The organism is Paraconexibacter sp. (genome assembly GCF_059438195.1).
Genome location: NZ_JBLKKY010000050.1, coordinates 1 through 20,329, shown reverse-complemented (window position 1 = coordinate 20,329; position 20,329 = coordinate 1). Strand labels below are relative to the sequence as shown.

Genomic DNA, 20,329 nt, shown 5'->3' with positions numbered 1-20,329 from the left:
GTGCCCGTGGGCCGGGTGGGGCCTCCTCCATGACGCTCCGCCCCCTCCTCAGCCACCTCCAGTCCAGCGACGACGCCGTGCGCCTCGCGCGCGACGGCGGCACCGCCTTCGTCTCCCAGTCGCTGCGCCCGTTCCTCATCGCGGGCCTCCTCGACGGCGTCGACGGCGCGCTCGCGGCGGGCAGGCCCGCGGTCGTCGTCGCCGGCGACGACCGGCAGGCCCGGGAGCTCGCGAGCGAGCTCGCGGCCTGGCTCGCCCCGCGCCCGGTGCGCTTCTACCCGTCGCGCGGCGTCACCTACGAGAGCCACCTCGCGCCCGCGCCGCACCTCGTCGGCCTGCGCATCGCCGCGCTCGACGCCCTCGCCGCCGCCGCCCGCGACGACGACGCGATGGCCGAGCCGCCCGTCATCGTCGTGAGCGCGGTCGCGCTCTCGGAGAAGGTGCCCGATCCGGAGCTGCGGCCCGCCCCGTTCAGCCTCGGGGTGGGGGACCTCGTCGACCCCGACGAGCTCGCCGAGGACCTCGTCGCCGCCGGCTACGAGCGCGTCGACCAGGTCGAGGACCGCGGGCAGTTCGCGATCCGCGGCGGCATCGTCGACGTCTTCCCGGCGACCGAGGACCGCGCCGTCCGCATCGACCTCTTCGACATCGAGATCGAGTCGCTGCGCGGCTTCTCGACGTTCACGCAGCGCTCGCTCGACGACCTCGAGCGCGTCGAGATCGCGCCCGCCGCGGAGCTGCGGCTCGAGGACCGCGAGCGGGCGGACATGGCGGCGCTCGCCGAGGACGAGGACCGGCCGGACATCGCCGAGATCCTCCCGGTGGAGCGCTTCCGCGCGTTCCTCGAGCTCGTCCCCGGTGACGCGGAGGTCCTCCTCGCGGCCGACGAGGAGGTCGGCCCGGCGCTCGCCGACCACTGGCAGGACGTCTGCGCCGCGTTCCACGACGCCGACGCCCACCACCTCTACGTGCGGCCCGAGTCGATCGAGGCGACGCTCGCCGAGCGTGCGCGCATCCGCCTCACCTCGCTCGGCGGCGACCAGGAGATCGAGTTCCGCGCCCAGTCCCCGGACACGGGTGCCCGGTCGCTCAAGGAGGCGGAGCCCGAGCTCGAGAAGCTCATGCGGTCCGGCTACCGGACGGTCGTGACGTGGCCGCGGCGGGGGGACGGCGAGCGCGCCGCCTTCAACCTCGCCCGCCTCAAGGGGGAGTGGCTCGAGGGCGCCGACGTGACGGCGCCGGGCCGCGACGCCGCGCGGTCGAACGTCGTCGACTTCGCCCGCGCGCGGCTGCGCGACGGGTTCGTCGCTCCCGGCATCAAGCTCGCGGTCGTCCCCGACCACCGGCTCTTCCGCCGCCGTCGCCAGGAGCGCGAGGATGCGATGGCGGGCGGCGGCCGCGGGCCGGCGAGGCGCGGGGCGCTGCGGTCCTTCGCCGACCTGCGGACCGGGGACATCGTCGTCCACGAGGACCACGGCATCGCGCGCTTCGCCGGGTTCGAGACGAAGACGGTCGCGGGCATCACCCGGGACTACCTCGAGCTCGAGTACGCGGGGAGCGACAAGGTCTTCCTCCCGGTCGACCAGCTCGCGAAGATCAGCCGCTACGTCGGCGCCGGCGGCGAGGGCTCCGCCGTCTCGCTCTCGAAGCTCGGCGGGAAGAGCTGGGAGACCCTGAAGTCCCGCGCGCGGAAGGCCGCGCAGGCGCTCGCCGGCGAGCTCATCAACCTCTACGCGGAGCGCCGCCGCCGGACCGGGCACGCCTTCCCCGACGACTCCGAGTGGATGGTCGAGTTCGAGTCGCGGTTCCCCTGGACCGAGACCGCCGACCAGCGCGACGCGATCGAGGCCGTCAAGAGCGACATGGAGTCCGGCCGGCCGATGGACCGGCTCGTCTGCGGCGACGTCGGCTACGGCAAGACGGAGGTCGCGCTCCGCGCCGCCTTCAAGGCCGCGGACGACGGCAGGCAGGTCCTCGTCCTCGCGCCGACGACGATCCTCGCCCAGCAGCACATGGGGACGTTCTCCGAGCGCCTCAAGGACTACCCGTTCACCGTCGACCACGTGAGCCGCTTCCGGTCCGCCGCCGAGCAGAAGGCGGCCGTCGCCGCGTTCAACGAGGGCCGGGTGGACATCCTCGTCGGGACGCACCGCCTCCTCGGCCGCGACGTCCGCGGCAAGGAGCTCGGGCTCATCATCGTCGACGAGGAGCAGCGCTTCGGCGTGAAGCAGAAGGAGCTGCTCCGCCAGCTCAAGCTCAAGGTGGACGTCATCGCGATGAGCGCGACGCCGATCCCGCGGACGTTGCAGATGTCCCTCGCCGGGCTGCGCGACATCAGCGTCATCGAGACCCCGCCGGAGGGGCGCCGACCCGTGAAGACCTACGTCGGCGAGTACGACGAGGAGCTCGTGAAGCAGGCGCTCGAGCGCGAGCGCCAGCGCGGCGGTCAGGCGTTCTTCCTCCACAACCGCGTCGAGACGATCGACGAGACGGCCGAGCGTCTCCGCGCTCTCTGCCCCGAGATGCGGTTCGAGGTCGCGCACGGCCGGCTCGACGAGCAGGACCTCGAGAAGCGCATGCTCGCGTTCCTGCGCGGCGAGGCCGACGTGCTCGTCGCGACGTCGATCATCGAGTCGGGGATCGACATCCCGCAGGCGAACACGCTCATCGTCGAGCGGGCAGACATGTTCGGCCTGTCGCAGCTCTACCAGATCCGCGGGCGGGTCGGCCGGTCTCGGGAGCGCGCGTACGCGTACCTCCTCTATCCGGCCGCGGCGGCGCTCACCGAGGAGGCGACGAAGCGCCTCACCGCGCTCTCCGACTACACGGAGCTGGGCGCCGGCTTCAAGGTCGCGATGCGCGACCTCGAGCTGCGCGGCGCGGGCAACCTGCTCGGCGACGAGCAGTCGGGCCACGTCGCCGCCCTGGGCTTCGAGCTCTACATGTCGATGCTCGACGAGGCGGTCCGCGCGGCGGAGGGCGACGACGCCGACGAGGCGCCCGAGCCCGTGCGGCTCGACGTGTCGGTCGACGCGTACGTCCCCGCGGACTACATCCCCTACGAGCAGGCGAAGATCGACGTCCACCGGCGCATCGCGGGCGCCCGCGAGGTCGCGGACCTCGGCGTGCTGCGCGACGAGCTCGCCGACCGCTTCGGCGAGCTCCCCCCGCCGGTCGACCGGCTCATCGCGATGCAGGAGGCGCGCGTGAAGCTCGGCCAGGCCGGTGCGCGCGCGGTGAGCTTCCGCGGGGACCTCCTCGCCGTGACGCCGATCGAGCTCGAGCCCGAGCAGGAGGAGGCTCTGCGCGAGCGGGCCCCGGAGGTGAAGATCGAGCCGGGGCGCGCGCAGGTGAGCTTCCGCGTCCCCAAGGATCCGGAGGAGCGGCTCCCGGCCGTCGTCCAGGCCGCCGACGACCTGCTCGCGGCGGTGCGGGCCTCGGTAGCATCCGGGGTCAGATGACCCGAGCCACACGTTCCCTGGCGGCTCCGGTGGTCGTCGCGCTGTCCGCTCTCGCTCTCGCGTCCTGCGGCGATGCCGTCCCCGGCAACGCCGTTGCGAAGATCGACGACACCGCGATCACCCGGACCGAGTTCAACCACTGGATGAAGGTCGCCGCGATCTCGACCCAGCCGCCCGCCGAGGGCGAGGAGGGCGAGCGTGCCGACGTCGTCGTCCCGCAGCCGCCGGACTTCGCCGAGTGCATCGCGCAGAAGCGCCGCGACGCCCCGAAGCCGGAGGAGGGCCAGCCGAACCCCTCGGCGGCCCAGTTCAAGACCCAGTGCGAGCAGGAGTACGAGGGTCTCAAGGACCAGGTGATGCAGTTCCTCATCTCGGCCGCGTGGATCCGCGGCGAGGCCGAGGACCAGGACGTCTCGGTCAGCGACGCCGAGATCAAGAAGCAGTTCGAGGAGACGAAGAAGCAGTCGTTCCCGAAGGAGGCGGACTTCAAGGAGTTCCTCGAGACCTCCGGGATGACGCTCGAGGACCTCTACACGCGGGTCGAGCTCGACCTCCTCTCGACGAAGCTCCGCGACGAGGTCACCAAGGGCAGCGACGAGGTGACGAACCAGGAGATCCGCGCCTACTACAACGAGAACAAGGAGCAGTTCGCGCAGCCCGAGCGGCGCGACCTCCGGATCATCCTCACCGAGACGAAGGCCCAGGCCGAGCAGGCGAAGGACGCTCTGCAGTCCGGCCAGTCGTTCAGCTCGGTCGCACGCCGGTTCTCCACCGACGAGGCGACGAAGGACCAGGGCGGCGTCCTCCTCGGCGTCGCGAAGGGCCAGCAGGAGAAGGCGCTCGACGAGGCGATCTTCTCGGCCGAGAAGGGCGAGCTCGTCGGCCCCGTGGAGACCCAGTTCGGCTGGTACGTCTTCAAGGTGCAGAAGATCACCGACGCCTCGCAGCAGACGGTGCAGCAGGCCGCCGACACGATCCGCCAGCTCCTCGTCTCGCAGGGGCAGCAGGAGGCGCTCGACACGTTCGTCGAGGACTTCCGCGACAAGTGGAAGGACAAGACGAACTGCCGCGACGGCTTCGTCACGCAGGACTGCGAGAACGCGCCGGAGGAGGACGGGGAGACGACGCCGGGCGGCGGCGCCCAGCCCGCCCCGGACTCGAACTCCCAGCAGGTCCCGACACCGGACCAGGCGCCGGCGCAGCCGTAGTGCGGAGGGGCGGGTGAGCGACTCCGGCATCCAGGAGGCGCTCGCCCGCCTCGACGCCCTCACGCGGACGCTCCGCGAGGCGTGTCCGTGGGACCGCGAGCAGGACGCGCGGTCGATCGTCCCGCACACCGTCGAGGAGGCCTACGAGCTCGCCGACGCCGCGAACGCGGGCGACGACCGCAAGCTCGTCGACGAGCTCGGGGACGTCCTCTTCCAGGTGCACTTCCTCTCGCTCCTCCTCGAGGAGCGCGGGGTGGCGACGCTCGCCGACGTCGCCACGCACTGCCACGACAAGCTCGTGCGACGCCACCCGCACGTGTTCCCCGACATCGATTCCGTCGTCGCGGGCCCGGACGGCGAGACGCGCGCCGGCAGCTCCGGCGAGGTGCTCGCGAACTGGGAGCGCATCAAGGCCGTCGAGGAGGGCCGCGAGCCGGGGATCTTCGGCGAGGTGCCCGAGAACCTCCCGGGCCCGCTCTTCGCGCGCAAGGTCCAGCGCCGCGCGGCGTCGACCGGGTTCGACTTCGAGGGCGTCCCCCTGCACGCGGTCGAGGCCGAGCTCGGCGAGCTCGCCGAGGCGGTCGAGGCGGCCGGCGGGGACTTCTCGCCGGGAGGGCCCGCGCGGGACGCGCTCTTCCACGAGATCGGCGACGTCCTCTTCGCCGCCGTGAACGTCGCCCGCAAGGCGAAGGTCGACCCGGAGCTCGCGCTGCGTGCCGCCGCGGGGCGGTTCCGCGGTCGCGTCGAGGCGGCCGAGGCGGAGGCGTCGGCGGCGGGGGAGACGTGGGAGGAGCTGCCGCCGGAGCGCCAGCTCCAGCACTACGCCGCCGCGCGCCTGCGCGAGGGCTGACGAGCCGACGCCGCGGCGCTCGCCTCGACAGAATGCGCGCCCATGAGCGCGATCACCGACGTCCACGCCCGCCAGATCCTCGACAGCCGCGGCAACCCGACCGTCGAGGTCGAGGTCGCGCTCGACTCGGGCGCGCGGGGCCGCGCCGCCGTCCCGTCCGGCGCGTCGACCGGCGAGTTCGAGGCGACCGAGCTGCGCGACGGCGGTGACGCGTACCTCGGCAAGGGCGTGACGAGCGCCGTCGCGAACGTCAACGGCGAGATCGCCCGGTCGGTCGCCGGCCGCGACGCCGCCGACCAGGCCGGGCTCGACGCCGCGCTCATCGATCTCGACGGCACGCCGAACAAGAGCCGCCTCGGCGCGAACGCGATCCTCGGCGTCTCGCTGGCGGCGGCGCACGCCGCGGCCGCGGAGGCCGGGCAGCCGCTCTGGCGGCATCTCGGCGGCCCGTCGGCGAACGTGCTCCCGGTCCCGATGATGAACGTCCTCAACGGCGGCGCGCACGCCGACAACTCCGTCGACTTCCAGGAGTTCATGGTCGTGCCGTGCGGCGCGGGCTCGTTCTCCGCGTGCCTGCGGACCGGCGCCGAGGTCTTCCACGCGCTCAAGAAGCTCCTCCACGACCGCGGTCTCGCGACGGCGGTCGGCGACGAGGGCGGCTTCGCCCCCAACCTCGGCTCCAACGAGGAGGCCCTCCAGGTGCTCGTCGACGGGATCGAGGCCGCCGGGTACGCGCCCGGGACCGATGTCGCGATCGCCCTCGATCCGGCGACGAGCGAGGTCCACGGCGACGACGGGCTCTACCACCTCGAGCACGAGGGCCGGTCCCTCACGGCCGAGCAGCTCGCCGCTTACTGGGCCGAGATGGCCGGGAAGTACCCGATCCTCTCGATCGAGGACGGGATGGACGAGGAGGACTGGGAGGGCTGGAAGGTCCTCACCGACGAGATCGGCGACCGCGTGCAGCTCGTCGGCGACGACCTCTTCGTCACGAACCCGGAGCGCCTGCGCCGCGGCATCGAGAAGGGCGTCGGCAACTCGATCCTCATCAAGGTGAACCAGATCGGCACGCTCTCCGAGACGCTCGAGGCGATCCGGATCGCCCGCGAGGCCGGCTACACGGCGGTGATGTCGCACCGCTCCGGTGAGACCGAGGACGTCACGATCGCCGACCTCGCCGTCGCGACCGGCTGCGGGCAGATCAAGACGGGTGCCCCGTCGCGGTCCGATCGGGTCGCGAAGTACAACCAGCTCCTCCGCATCGAGGAGGCGCTCGGCGACGCCGCGACGTTCCCGGGCCGCAGCGTCTTCCGCTCGTAGGACCCACCGCCCGCCCGCGCCGAGCGGTCGACCGTCCGTCCGGGCGGGCGCTTGCAGGAGAAGGAGCCCCCTCGGCGACGGCGAACTTCCCGGACAGCATGCCTGCGCGCCGCCGTCCCGGCATCCGACTCGACCGTGTGAGCCGCGCGGCGCTCCTGCTCGTCCTCGTCGGCCTGGCGTTCCTCTACATCGGGCCCGCGCGGTCCTACGTCGAGGCGCGGGGCGAGTCGGCGAAGCGCCAGCAGGAGGTCCGCGAGCTCCGCGCCGAGAACGACCGGCTCCGCGCGCGCCGGCAGCAGCTCGAGGATCCGCGGTCGCTCGAGCTGGAGGCACGTCGGCTCGGCATGGTGCGGCCCGGCGAGCGCTCCTACGTCATCAAGGGCCTTCCGGGCGACTGAGGCGGGGCGGCCGAGGCGTCGCCGCGCGCTACGGTGCCGTGGTGAGCGGCTTCGAGACGGCGGCGATGCAGTGGCGCGAGGGCGAGCGGAGGCTCGAGGCCGCCGACCCGACCGAGCGGATCGCGATGGAGCGCGTCGTCGAGCGCCTCGTGGGCGAGCTGCGCAAGCGCCTCGGGAGCACGTTCACGACCGACGAGCTCGCCGATCTCTACGCCGCCGGGACGTCGTGGTGCTTCGACATCGCGGTCGCGGTCGCCCCGGGGGCCCCGTGGGCGTGGGACCAGAGGACGGTCGCCGACGCCGCCTTCTCGCGCTACGTCCGGGACGCGACGGACTACGCGGGCGGCCGCCGCCTCGACCGAGACGTCTGACGGCCGCGCCGCGGCGGTTCAGTCCTCGTCGTCCTCGTCGTCGCCGCCGACGCGGCGGATGACGATCTGGTCCTCCTCGACGCTCACCTCGACCGGGCGGTGGCCCGACCAGTGCTCGGCGTAGACGGGGTCGTCGGCGACCGCAGGGTCGAGCCAGAGGCCGTAGCCCTCCTCGCCGTGGTCGAACGTCCCCTCGTAGGGGCCGGCCGACTTCTTGCGACGGCCGCGGCCGCCGCGACGGCTGCGGCGCTTCGGCTTCTCCTCGTCGGAGTCCTCGTCGTCCGTGTCCTTGGCCTTCTCCCTCTCCTCCGCCTCGCGCTTCGCGCGCTCGGCCTCGGCGGCCTCGAGCTCGGCGGCGATGCGGGCGTCGTCCTGGGCGCGGAGGTCGAACTCGTCGTCCTCCTCGACCGCGGGAGCCTCGCCCTCCGCCTCGGCGGGCGCGAGCTCGTTCTCGCGCTTGAAGGCCTGGATCTGCTGGACGGTGACCTCGAGCTGGTGCGCGATCCACGCATCGGTTCGGCCCTGCTGGACCCACGTGCGGATCTGGTTGAGCTGGGGGCGCAGCGATCGACGTGCCATTGCTGGGGAAACCTAGTGGAAAGCCCTCCGGGACGACGGCGGACGCAGGAACCTGGACGGCGGTGAGCTTGCGGTGGGAACGTCCACGTGACAGAGTGGCTCAGTCGGCCAGGGACCAAGGGAGGCCCGAGCGCCCATGCTCGTTCTCACGCGCAAGTCGAACCAGAGCATCATGATCGGCGACGACATCGAGGTGTCGGTGCTCTCGATCATGGGCGAGAAGGTGCGCATCGGCATCCAGGCGCCGCGCGACATCCCGGTCTTCCGCAAGGAGGTCTACCTCGAGATCCAGGAGGAGCGGGCGCTCGAAGCGGGCCGCCAGCAGAGCTTCTCCGCCGAGGTCGATGACGCCCTCTCCAAGCTCGGGGACGGCTCCACCCAGAGCTGACGCGGCCCGCGCCTCCGCGGCGCGGCCGTCTCGACTCGCCTCATCGACGCCGGGCCCCGTGGGGCTCGCGCGAGCCTGCGCCGCGGCTGCACGCCGCGTCCCATCCGACACGTCTGCAACAGGACGTGCGGCTGCACGCTGGCGCCCGACGTGCGACGTTCTGTGAACCCGGGCGGTCTTCCGTCAACTCTCGACCTCGGGTCGAGACTTCCGGGCGACCATGACATCGCCTACCACGCCTGGGATGTCGCGGTCGCGACGAACCCTCGAGTCGTGGTCGAGGGTCCAGCCGCGGATAACCGCCGCGCTTTGCATCTCGACAGCCACCGTCGGCTGTCGACATGAAAAGAGGGGCCCGTGGCGGGCCCGCGGGGGAGTGGCGCGGGGCGGCCCGAGCGGGCCGCCGCCCGCGGGCTAGCCCATGACGAGGTAGAGCGTCTCGAACATCGCGGCGGTGACGAGGACCGCCGTGAGGAAGAGGACGAGGCAGAGGCCGACGAAGCGCAGCTTGCCGTGGCGATGGGTGCGGTCGAGCTGGCGGCGGCGCGCGCGCATCTCCGTGCTGCGCGCGAGAGCCTCGCGACGCAGACGATCAGCTTCCGCCTCCTCGTAGAACTGCTTCTCGAGGTCGGCGATGGTCTGCCGCATCCGCATGCTGGCTTGCAGGCTACAACGCGAGGCGGTCAGCGGCAGGCTGCCCAGAGGCCGCGCCCGGCGTCGCGCGCGGCGCTCTCGGCCTCCTCGAAGCGCTCCTCGAAGCGCGTGTTGGGCTCGATCGACAGGGTCTCGGCGTATCCCCCGCGGACGAGGCGCTCGTTGACGAACACGTCGTCGCGGTCGCGGTAGACGTAGGCCAGCAGGCGGTCGTAGCGGTCGCGCGGCTCGCGATCGAGCACGAGGCGGACCCGCTCGCCCTCCGCGAGTCGCCGCAGCTCCCGGTCGGCCTCGAGGGCGTAGCACTCGACCGGGGTGCCGGGCTTCTTCGACTCGGGCGTGTCGATGCCGGTGAGCCGGACCGTGTCCTCGGCCCCGTCGACGCGCACCTTCAGCGTGTCGCCGTCGACGATGCGCACCACGCGCGCGTCGAGCTCGTCTCCCGGCGGAGACGAGGGCGCGGTCGCGCTGCCGCCGTCGCCGATGCCACCGAGGCCGCCGCCGGCGGCGGCGAGGACGGCGACGGCGACGAGGAGGACGAGGAGACCGCGAAGACCCATGCCGCCACCGTAGGTCGCGCAGCGGCGTGACGCACGGCCCGTTGCAGGAGACGGGCCGTGCGTGCGCGATCGCTACGCGATCGTCACCTCGGGGGAGAGGTAGACGTCCTGGATCGCGTTGAGGAGCGCGACGCCCTCGTCCATCGGGCGCTGGAACGCCTTGCGGCCGGAGATGAGGCCCATGCCGCCCGCGCGCTTGTTGACGACCGCGGTCGTCACGGCCTCGGCGAGATCGCTCTCGCCCGACGACGCGCCGCCCGAGTTGATGAGGCCGGCGCGGCCCATGTAGCAGTTCGCCACCTGGTACCGGGTGAGGTCGATCGGGTTGTCCGTCGTGAGCTTCTCGTAGACGAGCTTGTGGGTCTTGCCGTACGAGCCGTTCTCGTTCATCGCCGGGTAGCCGCCGTTGTTCTCCGGCAGCTTCTGCTTGATGATGTCGGCCTGGATCGTCGTGCCGAGGTGGTTCGCCTGGCCCGTGAGGTCGGCGGACACGTGGTAGTCGGTGCCGTCCTTCTTGAAGGCGCTGTTGCGCAGGTAGCACCACAGGACGGTGAACATGCCGAGCTCGTGCGCCTCCTCGAAGGCCTGCGCGATCTCGACGAGCTGGCGGCGCGACTCGTCCGAGCCGAAGTAGATCGTCGCCCCGACGCCGGCGGCGCCGAGCTCCCACGCCTTGCGCACGGACGCGAACTCGATCTGGTCGTAGGCGTTCGGGTAGCTGATGAACTCGTTGTGGTTCAGCTTGACGATGAACGGGATCTTGTGCGCGTACTTGCGCGAGACCGACCCGAGCACCCCGACCGTCGAGGCGACCGCGTTGCAGCCGCCCTCGATCGCGAGCTTCACGATGTTCTCGGGGTCGAAGTAGATGGGGTTCGGCGCGAAGCTCGCGCCCGCCGAGTGCTCGATCCCCTGGTCGACGGGGAGGATCGACACGTACCCGGTCCCCCCGAGGCGCCCCGAGCCCTGGAGCTGCTGGAGGTTGCGCAGGACCTGCGGGTTGCGGTCGCTCCCCTGCCAGACGCGGTCGATGAAGTCCGGCCCGGGGAGGTGGAGATGCGAGGAGTCGATCGTCGTGCAGCGGTGCTCGAGGAGGCTTCGGGCGTCGGCGCCGAGAAGCTCCTCCAGGCGCGAGGTCGACATGGCAGCAACGGACATTCCTATGGGCCTCCGAGTTCGCAGATGACAGCCGCAGGGTACCGTGCCGACCCATGGAGCACGCGTTCAGCGCGGCCGGGCGTGAGCCGTTCACGATCGGCATCGAAGAGGAGCTGATGATCCTCGACGAGGAGAACTTCGAGCTCGTCAACGCGATCGAGACCCTCCTCGGCGACGCCGGCGAGGGCGAGATCAAGCCCGAGCTCATGGAGTCGGTCCTCGAGATCGCCACGAAGCCCTGCCGCGACACCGCGGAGGCCGCCCTGGAGCTCAGCGCGCTCCGCGCGAAGGTCGGCCGGATCGCTGCGGCGCGCGGGCTCCTCATCGGCTCCGCCGGCACCCACCCCTATGCCCTCTGGGAGGAGCAGCGGATCGTCGCGCGGCCCCGGTACCGCGACCTCATCAGCGCTCTGCGCTACGTCGCCCGCCAGGAGCTCGTCTTCGGCCTCCACGTCCACGTGGCGGTCGACGACCCCGACAAGGCGATCCACGTCGCCAACGGGATGCGCGTGCACGTCCCGATCCTCCTCGCGCTCTCGGCGAACTCCCCGTTCTGGCGCGCCGACCAGACCGGGCTCATGTCGACCCGCACGCCGATCTTCCGGACCTTCCCCCGCGTCGGGATCCCGCCGCGCTGGGCCGACTGGGACCACTACTGCCGCGAGATCGACTTCATGGTGCGCAGCGGGACGATGGAGGACGAGACGTACCTCTGGTACGACGTCCGCCCGCACCCGCGCTTCGGGACGGTCGAGATCCGCGCGTGCGACGCCCAGACGCGGGTCGAGCACACCCTCGCCCTCGCGGCGCTCGTCCACGCGATGGTGAAGGAGCTCTGCGACCACTACGACTCCGGCGCCACCCTCGCCGACTACCCGTACCAGATGCTCGACGAGAACAAGTGGCTCGCGGCGCGCCACGGCCTCGACGGCGACCTCGTCGACCTGCCCTCCCACGAGCGCGTGCCCTCGCGTGAGCTCGCCCGGCGCCTCCTCGAGCGGCTGCGCCCGCACGCGGAGGACCTCGGCTCCGCCGCCGAGCTCGAGGGCATCACCGACCTGCTCGAGCGCGGCAACGGCGGAGCCCGTCAGATCGTCGTCTACGAGGCGAATCACGACCTCCGCGAGGTGATGGCGGAGATCGTCGCGGCGACGATCCCGGCGGAGTGAGCGCGCGGGCGGGCGGCGTCCGTAGAATCGAGACAGGATGAGCGGCGCGCCCGATCTCTTCGTCGTCTGCAAGAGCTGCGGCTCCGAGGTCAGCCCGTACATCACCGAGTGTCCCTACTGCGGGCAGCGGCTCCGCAAGCGCGCGCCGAAGATCGAGCGCGACGAGGGCGGGGAGGCGAAGCAGCCGAAGGCGCCGCGGCAGGCGAAGGTGCGCCAGCCCGAGCCGGAGCTCCCCTCGCTCGAGTCGATCGCCGAGCCCCGGCGGACGCGCGGCCGCTTCCGCCGGCGTCGCCGCGAGCGCGACTCCGACCTCTTCGGGCAGGACGAGACCCGCCGGCCGAACGTCACGATCGTCCTCGTCGCGATCTCGGTCGTCGGCGCGATCGTCCTCGCGGCGATGGAGCGCGGCGACGCCGCGCTCGTCGGGCCCGTCGACGGAGAGTGGTGGCGGGTCGCGTCGACGACGTTCCTCTACGACAACGCCTGGTACCAGTTCGTGGCGGTCCTCGCGATCGGCGTCTTCGGCTGGTCGCTCGAGCGTCGCCACGGCCCCGTCCTCGTCCTCGCGCTCTTCGCCGCGTGCGGCGTCGGGGGGACGGCGGCCGCCGCCGTCCTCGAGGACTTCCCCGTCGCGCTCGGCGGCGTCGGGGCGGGCCTCGGCCTCCTCGCGGCATGGGTGATCCCGGTCATGAGGGCCCGCAAGCGGACCGGCGACGACGATGACGACGCCGACCTCCTCGGCGCCTTCGTCATCGGCGCGGCGCTCGCCCTCATGCCCGTCGCGACGCCCGACGCGAACGGCATCGCCGCCGCCGTCGGCCTGCTCCTCGGCGGCGCTTGCGGGCTCATGCTCGACCGCGTCGCGCCTCGCGACCGCTGACCCGTCCCGTGGGAGCCCAGGGTCCGCCACGTGACGGCGGCGCCCGGCGCGCCATCGCCTCCCGCGTGCTCGCCGTCCTCGGCGCCCTCACCCTCGTCGTCGGCGTCCTCGCGACGTACCTCCGCGAGGAGGTCGTCGACGAAGGGGCGTTCGTCTCCCACGCGACCGACGCGCTGCGCTCCGACGAGGTGCGCGACCTCGTCGCCGAGCAGGTCGTCGTCCGGCTCGTCGACGAGGGGGGGACGGATCTCATCGCGGCACGCCCCCTCGTCCGCCCGCTCGTCGACGCGCTCGTCGGGACCGAGGCGTTCGCCGACCTCGTCGCGGTCGCCGCGCGCGACACCCACCGTCTCCTCTTCACGCGCGACGACGACGTCTCGTTCGCGATCGCCGACGCCGGCACGCTCGCGATCGCAGCGATCCGCGCGGCGGCGCCCGACGTCGCGAAGAGCCTGCCGACCACCGTCGACGTCGACATCGTCGACCTCCGGGACGAGAGCCTCCTCGCGGGACTCGCCCGTGCCGGGGAGAGCGCGCGGACGGCCGCCCTCGTCCTCCCTCCGGCGGGCCTGCTGCTCCTCCTCGCCGGCGTCGCGGTCGCAGCCGACCGGCGGGCCGCGCTCGTGCGCAGCGGCCTCGGGACCGCCGTCGCCGCGGGCGTCGCGGTCGCGGCGCTCGTCGTCTGGAGGGGCGAGCTCTCGTCGGGCGCCGTGGCCCCGGGCGAGCTCGGCGACGAGGACGTCCGCGCCGCGGCGACCGCCGCGTGGGAGACGTACTTCGGCGAGCTGCGGGGCTGGCTCCTGGCGACCGGCGCGGCGGGGCTGCTCGTCGCCGCGCTCGCCGCCGGCCGCGTCACCGCGACGACCGCGGGCGCCCGGGCCCGCGCCCTCGTCGATCGCGCCTCCGCCCCGACCGGGAAGGCCGGCCGGGCGGCGCGGGGCATCGGGCTCCTCGGGCTCGGCGCCCTCCTCGTCTGGCAGCCGGCCGGCGTCGTCGTCGCCCTCGCGCTCCTCCTCGGCGGGACGGCGATCTACCTCGGCGCGGGCGAGCTCACGATGCTGCTCCCGGAGCGGCTCACGCGTGACCTCGCGGCCGAGCGGGACCGCACGCGGGACCCCTCCGGCGGTCGCCTGCGCGCCGTCGCGCGGTCGCCCTGGCTCACGGCGGCGGCGGTCCTCCTCGTGGCGACGGCGAGCGCGGGCGCGGTCATCGGGGCCTCGACCGGCGAGCCGCCGCCGCGGTCCTCGCTCGCGCCCGAGGAGGGAGCCGACGCGATCGCCGACGGGTGCAACGGCATGGTCGAGCTCTGCGACCGCCGGCTCGACGAGGTCGTCTTCGCCGGCACCCACAACTCCTTCTCCGCGGCGTTCGAGCCGGGGTGGCTCTTCGCCAACCAGCGGGTCGGCATCCGCGACCAGCTCGAGGCCGGCATCCGCTTCCTCATGCTCGATCCCCACCACGGGGTCCGCGACGGCGGACGCGTCCGGACGGACCTCGAGGCGGACGGCAGCGACCGCAACCGCATCGCGGTGCAGCTGAGCCCGCAGGCCGTGCGCGCCGCGGAGCGCCTCGGCGGCAAGCTCGGGCTCGGCGACGTCGAGGGTCGCCGCGACGTCTTCCTCTGCCACTCGCTGTGCGAGCTCGGGGCGGAGCCGTTCGTCCCGGAGCTGAGGGCGATCCGCGACTTCCTGCGGACCCGGCCGGGCGACGTCGTCGTCATCGCCCTCGAGCCGAGCGTGTCGCCGCAGCTCGTCGCCTCCTCCTTCCGGCGGGCCGGGATCCTCGACGCGCTCGCCGTCCTCGAGCCGGGCGAGCCGCTCCCCACTCTCGCCGAGCTCGTCCGCCGCGGCGACCGGATCGTCGTCCTCACCGAGCGCGGGGGTGGCGAGTACGACTGGTACCACCCGATGTACGAGGTCGTCACCGACACTCCGATCAGCGGGGACGCCGGGAACTTCTCGTGCCGCCAGAACCGCGGCACGGACGCGAGCCCGCTCTTCGTCCTCAACCACTGGATCGACCGCTTCCCGCCGCCGCTCGGCGAGAACCGCGAGGCGGCGCAGGCCCCTGCGCTCCGGTCGCGGGTCGCGCGCTGCGAGCGCGAGCGCGAGCGCCGCGTGAACGTCATCGCGGTCGACTTCTTCGACGTCGGCGACGTCGTGGAGGTCGTCGACGAGCTCAACCGGCGTCCGCCGGAGAGCCGCCCGACCGCGGAGTCCTGAGCCCGGCGGCGCTCACCGCCCGCCGGAGGTTCCCGGTCCGCGCGCTCCGGGGTGGCCGGCGCGGCGTCGCAGCCGCCGCACGCGGGCGGCCGCCGCGTCGCGGGCGGGGTCGTCCGGCGCCAGGAGGCTGAAGAGCAGCTCCGCTGCGGGCTGGTCGTCGCGCCCCGCCGGGGACGTGCACCAGCGCTGGAGGAGGTCCGTGTCCCCGCTCGCGACGATCGCGCGCCGCAGGGCGAACCGGAGCCGCTCGCGCGCCTCGACGACGAGCGGGACCGACGAGAACGGCAGCAGCGGCCCGGCGTAGGCGGCGAGCGCCTCGGCGGTCCCGCCGCGCTCGATGAGCACGCGGACGTCGTCGAGATCCGTCTCGACGTCGCCGACGAGCCGGTAGGGCCGGGCGAGGACGAGGTCGCCGAGGACGCGCCGCAGGCGGCTGAGCTCGGCGCGGGCGGAGACGGCGTTGCCCTCCTCGCCGTACAGCTCGAGCGTGAGCTGCGCGCCGGTGAGCCCGCGCGGCTGGAGCGCGAGGAGGCAGAGGATCTCCGCGTGGCGGCGCGAGAGCTCGAGCGGCTCCCCGTGGAGCGTCGCCGCCGGGGAGGAGCCGAGGAGCTCGAGGCGCAGGTCGCACGTCCGCCGCCGGCCGCCGGTCCCCGCCCGGTGCCAGAGGACGACCGCCTCGTCGTCGATCGGCTCCGCCGTCGCCGTCGTGCCGTCCGGGAGGACGATGTCGCCGCCGTCGCGCGGCAGGTCGATCCGCGTGCCGACCCAGTCGTGCGGCACGGCCGTGAGGACGCGCCCGGTCGTCCGTGCGAGCGCCGTCGGCTGCGCGCTGCCCGCGATCCGCGCGAGGTAGGCCTCGCGGAGGCGCTCGTCGCGCGCGTCGCGGAGCGAGCGCAGGTAGGCCTCCGCCATCTGCGCCGCGGCGGTGACGAGGGAGAGCGTGTGCGGGTGCGCCGTGCGCAGCCCGCCGGTGAGGTCGACGACCCCGATGATGTCGCCGGTCTCCGGGTCGTGGATCGGCGCCCCGGAGCACTGCCACGGATGGACGCGGCGGTTGTAGTGCTCGGCCGAGAAGATCTGCACCGGATGATCGAGGGCGAGCGCCGTCCCGAGGGCGTTCGTGCCGGCCCCCGACTCGCTCCAGTCCGCTCCGCGCACGAAGTGCATCTCCTCCGTCGCGGCGATGACCCCCTCGTGCCCCTCGAGCCAGAGGACGACCCCGTCGGCGTCGCAGATGACCATCATGTGCCGGGCGTCGCTCGTCACCGCCCCGAGGAGGTCCCGCAGGACGGGCACGACCTCCCGCAGCGGGTGACGCGCCCACCGCTCGTCGAGCTCGCGGTCGTCGGCGACGATCGGCGCGAGGTGGCGCTCGGGGTCGATGCCGGCCGCCCCGGAACGGTCCCAGGAGGCGGCGACGACGTCGCGGATCCCATCGGTCGAGTGGCGCTCCTGGAAGGCCTGGTGCGCCCTGCGCAGCTCGCGCGCGCGACCGACGCGATCGGACACCGAGTCGATCGCGACCCACGGATTCGGCGCGCGCGGGGACACGAGCCGACGCTACGCCGACGGACGCGCGGGGTCAACGACCGGGGTCGGCGACGACCCCTCTGTATGTTCAGGCCGGATGGACGCCGACCGCAGGTACAGCGCGGAGGAGGTCGACGCCGCCGTCGCGGCGCTCAGCGACCCCGGCCGCCTCGACCACGCGCAGGAGGTGATCACCCACGCGGCTCCCGGGCTGCAGCGGGTGCTCGCCGCCGCGCTCGAGGAGGGGGGGTGGTTCGGCGGCGCGCACGAGGACCAGCTCCGCAAGGCCGTCGCCGAGGGAGATCCGGAAGAGCGCCTCACCGCCGTCCGGGTGCTCCTCGCCGAGGAGACGCGGCTCGGCATGCTCGTCGGCGCCGCCGTCGGCTTCGAGCTCGCCCGCGAGCTCGCGCGCGCGGCCGCGGACGCAGGCGACCCGTCCTCCCCGACCGACGTTCCCCCCGACGAAAGGCAGGACTGACATGGAGATCCGCTGGCTCGGACACGCGGCGTTCTCGCTGCATCACGAGGGCACCACCGTCCTCATCGACCCCTTCCTCACCGGCAACCCGATGGGGGCGGTGTCGGCCGACGAGGTCGAGGCCGACGCGATCCTGCTCAGCCACGGTCACCAGGACCACGGCCCGGAGGACGCCGTCGCGATCGCGAAGCGCACCGGGGCGACGGTCCAGGCGATCGTCGAGATCGCGCAGGAGCTCGGGAACGAGGGCGTCTCGGTCATCGACACGAACATCGGCGGCACCGCGACCTACGACTGGGGCTGGTGCCGCATGACCCCGGCGTGGCACACGTCGACGACGCCGAAGGGCACCGTATCGACGCCCGCCGGCCTCGTCGTCTCGATGGGCGGGATCGTCGTCTACCACCTCGGGGACACCGCCCTCTTCAGCGACCTGGCGCTCCCGAAGCGCCGCGATCGCATCGACGTCGCGATCGTGCCGATCGGCGGGCACTACACGATGGACCGCCACGACGCGGTCGTCGCGTGCGAGTTCGTCGGCGCGACGACCGTCATCCCGTGCCACTACGACACCTTCCCGCCGGTCGAGACCGACGCCGCTGCGTTCAAGGCGGACGTCGAGGCGGCGGGCCACGCCGAGGTCGTCGTCCTCGAGCCGGGCGGGACCTGGTCCCCGTGACCCACGCGATCGTCCTCATCGAGGCCGAGCGCGACGCGATCGCCGATCTCGGCGGGGCCCTCGCCGACGTCGACGGCGTCGCCGAGGCCTACTCGGTGACGGGCGAGTGGGACTTCGTCGCGATCGTCCGCGTCCACGCCCCCGAGCAGCTCGCGGAGATCGTGACGACCCGTCTCCTCCAGATCCCGGGCGTCAAGCGCACCCACACGATGGTCGCCTTCGAGGTCTTCTCGCGCCACGACCTCGACGCGATGTTCTCGATCGGGGAGTAGGCCGCGTCGGCGGCCCCGGGCCACGGCGGCGGGCGCGCACGCGCGCCCGCCGGTCGCGGTCCTACGGCTGGTTCTGCCAGCCGCGCTCGAACCAGATGCGACGGTCGTGCCAGTCGTGGAACATGAGCGCGCTGCCGGTGGCGGCGAGCGCGAGGAGGCCGGTCGTGCGCAGGCGGGAGGCGAGGACGCCGGTCGCCGCGAGGCCGGTCAGGAGCGCACCCGTCGCACCGTGATGGCAGCGCTGTCCCGCGATCCACAGCCGTCGACGCCTGGCGTCATAGTGGAAGAGATGAGAGTGCTTGTCCATCGTCGATGCCGTCCGTGTCGTCGGTCCATCGTCGTTCCGGTGATCGGCCGAAGGAATGTGACCTTTCGCACATTCGCGGCCTTGATCGTCTCTTCGTCGATGCTGCTCGCCGGGTGCGGCGACGACGAGCGGACCGCCGCGACCGTCCCGGCGACGACCGAGACGACCACGGAGGCGGCCGGGACGTCCGAGACGCAGGCGACCGAGACGACGCCGGCTCCGACGACGCCCGAGGCCGAGGAGGCTCCGCCCGCCTCGGTGGAGCCCGAGGGCTCCACGACGATCGAGATCGGCCCCGGCGCGGCCGAGGCGCCCGTCATCGACGCGGACTTCACGATCGACGGCGCGCGCGTCGATCCCGCGCGCGTGCGGGTCCCCGCGTTCCTCACGCTGCAGATCGCCGCCCACTCCGCCGACGGCCGCGAGCACACGCTTCGCATCTCGACGCCCGGCGGGCCGATCACGCTCGAGGTGCCGGCCGGGGGCGGGGCCTCGAACGAGTTCGAGGGCCTCGAGCCGGGCGAGTACGTCGTCGCCGTCGACGGCCAGCCGACCGACGCGCGTCTCGTCGTCGTGCGCGGCGCCGGCCCGGACGGGGACTGACCCGGCAGCGACGCGCCGGCGCGTCCCGCCTACACTCCCCGGGTGCCCTCTCTCGTCCGCGACGAGTTCGGCCCGACGCTGCCGGACCTCATCGCGTCGCGCACCGGCCGCCCGGCGCGCCGCGTCCGCGTCCTGCTCGTCGCCCTCATCGCCGCCGTGCTCGTCATCGGGCTCGCCGTGCGCGCGATCCAGCGCGAGGCGGCGGCCGGGGAGGTCGTCGTCATCGAGGACGCCTCGGCGCCCTTCAACCTCGTCTACGACGACTCCCGCCTCGACCGCGTGGACCCCGAGGGCCGCGAGCTGCTGCGTCTCGAGACGCCGGCCGACGCGAGCACGCCGATGGCGTTCACGGTCGCCGAGCTGCGGCTGCCGTCCTACGAGGGCGACGCCGCCGGCTTCGTCCCGCTCTTCGCCGAGAGGCTCATCGCGCAGCAGCGCGCCGCCGACCCCGACTTCATCCTCCGCGGTGAGGGGAAGGCGCGCATCAACGACAGCCCCGGGTACCAGATCGTGTTCCAGACGACGATCGCCGGTGAGACCGCCTACGGGAAGCGCTTCCTCCTCTACGACGACCCCGACGACACCGAGGAGACGATCAACCGGCCGCGGGTCATCGCCGACGTCACCCTCCTCAACGGACGCTCGAAGGCGATCCCGAACGCCGACTCCGTGGGCGGGAACGGCCCGCTGAAGACGCCGCTGCGCTCGTTCCGCTTCGGCACGGAGAGGCCGTGAGCGAGCCGGCGACGGAGTCGGGCCTCATCGGCTGGGAGGACTTCGCGAAGGTCGACATGCGCGTCGGGCGCATCGTCGAGGTCGAGGACTTCCCCGAGGCCCGGCGCCCGGCGTGGAAGCTCCGCGTCGACTTCGGGTCGGAGATCGGCGTGCGGCGCTCGAGCGCCCAGATCCGCGACTACCCGCGCGAGGAGCTGGAGGGACGGCTCGTCATCGGCGTCGTGAACTTCCCGCCGAAGCAGATCGGTCCGGTGCGGTCGGAGTGCCTCGTCATGGGCAGCTACCGCGCGGACGGCTCGGTCGCGCTCCTCGCGCCGGGCGGGGGCGCCGCACCGGGCGACCGGGTCGGCTGAGCCCGAGAACCCGGCTCAGGGCGCCTCGGCGCCGCCCGGGTCCTCGGTCGCGCCGGTGGACGTGTCGACCTCGGGCTCCTGCGGTGCCGGCGTCGGCTGCGGCGGCGTCTCCTCCGCCGAGCCCGGCTCGGGCTCGGGCGCGGGTGCGGGGGCC

22 protein-coding genes are annotated in these 20,329 nt (G+C 73.3%); 16 read left to right on the top strand and 6 right to left on the bottom strand.

Translation table 11 applies throughout. The features are described from left to right. Positions 1 to 29: 29 nt before the first annotated feature. The 6 genes from mfd (at position 30) to ACME2J_RS15940 (ending at position 7,608) form a co-directional block, all read left to right on the top strand. Entirely contained in the window at positions 30 to 3,461 is a 3,432-nt protein-coding gene (gene mfd, locus ACME2J_RS15965; RefSeq protein ID WP_495545927.1) for a transcription-repair coupling factor, read from the top strand. Then, positions 3,458 to 4,669, top strand: a complete 1,212-nt coding sequence (locus ACME2J_RS15960; RefSeq protein ID WP_495545926.1) for a peptidyl-prolyl cis-trans isomerase — start codon at positions 3,458 to 3,460, stop codon at positions 4,667 to 4,669. The genes mfd and ACME2J_RS15960 overlap by 4 nt, the downstream gene beginning before the upstream one ends. Before the next feature lie 13 nt (positions 4,670 to 4,682). Beyond that, positions 4,683 to 5,519, top strand: coding sequence for a nucleoside triphosphate pyrophosphohydrolase (mazG, locus tag ACME2J_RS15955; RefSeq protein ID WP_495545925.1), 837 nt, complete (start codon positions 4,683 to 4,685; stop codon positions 5,517 to 5,519). A gap of 42 nt (positions 5,520 to 5,561) precedes the next feature. Continuing rightward, positions 5,562 to 6,839, top strand: a complete 1,278-nt coding sequence (gene eno, locus ACME2J_RS15950) for a phosphopyruvate hydratase (RefSeq protein WP_495545924.1) — start codon at positions 5,562 to 5,564, stop codon at positions 6,837 to 6,839. A 98-nt stretch (positions 6,840 to 6,937) separates the two neighbouring features. After that, entirely contained in the window at positions 6,938 to 7,237 is a 300-nt protein-coding gene (locus tag ACME2J_RS15945; RefSeq protein ID WP_495545923.1) for an FtsB family cell division protein, read from the top strand. A gap of 41 nt (positions 7,238 to 7,278) precedes the next feature. Continuing rightward, entirely contained in the window at positions 7,279 to 7,608 is a 330-nt protein-coding gene (locus ACME2J_RS15940; RefSeq protein WP_495545922.1) for a hypothetical protein, read from the top strand. An 18-nt stretch (positions 7,609 to 7,626) separates the two neighbouring features. Here ACME2J_RS15940 and ACME2J_RS15935 read toward each other — a convergent pair whose 3' ends face one another. Beyond that, entirely contained in the window at positions 7,627 to 8,187 is a 561-nt protein-coding gene (locus ACME2J_RS15935) for a hypothetical protein (RefSeq protein ID WP_495545921.1), read from the bottom strand. A 136-nt stretch (positions 8,188 to 8,323) separates the two neighbouring features. Between ACME2J_RS15935 and csrA the strand changes: the two genes are divergently transcribed. Then, positions 8,324 to 8,575, top strand: coding sequence for a carbon storage regulator CsrA (gene csrA / locus ACME2J_RS15930; RefSeq protein WP_495545920.1), 252 nt, complete (start codon positions 8,324 to 8,326; stop codon positions 8,573 to 8,575). A 414-nt stretch (positions 8,576 to 8,989) separates the two neighbouring features. Here the strand turns inward: csrA and ACME2J_RS15925 are convergent, their stop codons facing one another. The 3 genes from ACME2J_RS15925 to ACME2J_RS15915 all read right to left on the bottom strand — a co-directional run bounded on the left by ACME2J_RS15925 (position 8,990) and on the right by ACME2J_RS15915 (position 10,932). After that, a complete protein-coding gene (locus ACME2J_RS15925) occupies positions 8,990 to 9,229 on the bottom strand; it encodes a hypothetical protein (protein ID WP_495545919.1) in 240 nt (79 codons plus the stop codon). A 29-nt stretch (positions 9,230 to 9,258) separates the two neighbouring features. After that, positions 9,259 to 9,789 carry a thermonuclease family protein gene (locus tag ACME2J_RS15920; RefSeq protein ID WP_495545918.1) on the bottom strand — a complete coding sequence of 177 codons (531 nt, stop codon included), beginning with the start codon at positions 9,787 to 9,789 and terminating at the stop codon, positions 9,259 to 9,261. A gap of 72 nt (positions 9,790 to 9,861) precedes the next feature. After that, the gene (locus ACME2J_RS15915; protein ID WP_495545917.1) at positions 9,862 to 10,932 is read right to left on the bottom strand and encodes a class I fructose-bisphosphate aldolase; all 1,071 of its coding nucleotides are present in this window, start codon (positions 10,930 to 10,932) and stop codon (positions 9,862 to 9,864) included. A gap of 68 nt (positions 10,933 to 11,000) precedes the next feature. On the opposite strand from ACME2J_RS15915, the gene ACME2J_RS15910 reads away from it, so the two are divergent. The 3 genes from ACME2J_RS15910 to ACME2J_RS15900 all read left to right on the top strand — a co-directional run bounded on the left by ACME2J_RS15910 (position 11,001) and on the right by ACME2J_RS15900 (position 15,218). Further along, positions 11,001 to 12,116, top strand: a complete 1,116-nt coding sequence (locus tag ACME2J_RS15910; RefSeq protein ID WP_495545916.1) for a carboxylate-amine ligase — start codon at positions 11,001 to 11,003, stop codon at positions 12,114 to 12,116. 37 nt (positions 12,117 to 12,153) lie between these two features. Beyond that, complete coding sequence (locus ACME2J_RS15905; RefSeq protein ID WP_495545915.1) at positions 12,154 to 12,996, top strand: rhomboid family intramembrane serine protease; 843 nt, start codon at positions 12,154 to 12,156, stop codon at positions 12,994 to 12,996. A 65-nt stretch (positions 12,997 to 13,061) separates the two neighbouring features. Further along, the gene (locus ACME2J_RS15900) at positions 13,062 to 15,218 is read left to right on the top strand and encodes a phosphoinositide-specific phospholipase C-related protein (RefSeq protein ID WP_495545914.1); all 2,157 of its coding nucleotides are present in this window, start codon (positions 13,062 to 13,064) and stop codon (positions 15,216 to 15,218) included. Between the two features lie 12 nt (positions 15,219 to 15,230). Here ACME2J_RS15900 and ACME2J_RS15895 read toward each other — a convergent pair whose 3' ends face one another. Beyond that, entirely contained in the window at positions 15,231 to 16,769 is a 1,539-nt protein-coding gene (locus ACME2J_RS15895; protein ID WP_495545913.1) for a GAF domain-containing protein, read from the bottom strand. A gap of 76 nt (positions 16,770 to 16,845) precedes the next feature. Here ACME2J_RS15895 and ACME2J_RS15890 point away from each other — a divergent pair, with 76 nt between their 5' ends. Genes ACME2J_RS15890 through ACME2J_RS15880 form a run of 3 tightly spaced genes read left to right on the top strand, consistent with a single transcriptional unit; the run spans position 16,846 to position 18,177 of the window. After that, positions 16,846 to 17,226 carry a hypothetical protein gene (locus tag ACME2J_RS15890; RefSeq protein ID WP_495545912.1) on the top strand — a complete coding sequence of 127 codons (381 nt, stop codon included), beginning with the start codon at positions 16,846 to 16,848 and terminating at the stop codon, positions 17,224 to 17,226. A 1-nt stretch (position 17,227) separates the two neighbouring features. Continuing rightward, a complete protein-coding gene (locus tag ACME2J_RS15885) occupies positions 17,228 to 17,905 on the top strand; it encodes a metal-dependent hydrolase (RefSeq protein WP_495545911.1) in 678 nt (225 codons plus the stop codon). Further along, complete coding sequence (locus ACME2J_RS15880; protein WP_495545910.1) at positions 17,902 to 18,177, top strand: Lrp/AsnC family transcriptional regulator; 276 nt, start codon at positions 17,902 to 17,904, stop codon at positions 18,175 to 18,177. The genes ACME2J_RS15885 and ACME2J_RS15880 overlap by 4 nt, the downstream gene beginning before the upstream one ends. A 61-nt stretch (positions 18,178 to 18,238) precedes the next feature. Here ACME2J_RS15880 and ACME2J_RS15875 read toward each other — a convergent pair whose 3' ends face one another. Then, positions 18,239 to 18,484, bottom strand: coding sequence for a hypothetical protein (locus tag ACME2J_RS15875; RefSeq protein ID WP_495545909.1), 246 nt, complete (start codon positions 18,482 to 18,484; stop codon positions 18,239 to 18,241). 81 nt (positions 18,485 to 18,565) lie between these two features. On the opposite strand from ACME2J_RS15875, the gene ACME2J_RS15870 reads away from it, so the two are divergent. Genes ACME2J_RS15870 through ACME2J_RS15860 form a run of 3 tightly spaced genes read left to right on the top strand, consistent with a single transcriptional unit; the run spans position 18,566 to position 20,175 of the window. Beyond that, on the top strand, positions 18,566 to 19,087 hold the full coding sequence (locus tag ACME2J_RS15870) for a hypothetical protein (protein ID WP_495545908.1): 522 nt from the start codon (positions 18,566 to 18,568) through the stop codon (positions 19,085 to 19,087). Between the two features lie 42 nt (positions 19,088 to 19,129). Beyond that, on the top strand, positions 19,130 to 19,822 hold the full coding sequence (locus ACME2J_RS15865) for a hypothetical protein (protein WP_495545907.1): 693 nt from the start codon (positions 19,130 to 19,132) through the stop codon (positions 19,820 to 19,822). Next, positions 19,819 to 20,175: a tRNA-binding protein gene (locus ACME2J_RS15860; protein WP_495545906.1), complete on the top strand. Its 357-nt coding sequence runs from the start codon at positions 19,819 to 19,821 to the stop codon at positions 20,173 to 20,175. The genes ACME2J_RS15865 and ACME2J_RS15860 overlap by 4 nt, the downstream gene beginning before the upstream one ends. Positions 20,176 to 20,329: the final 154 nt, after the last annotated feature.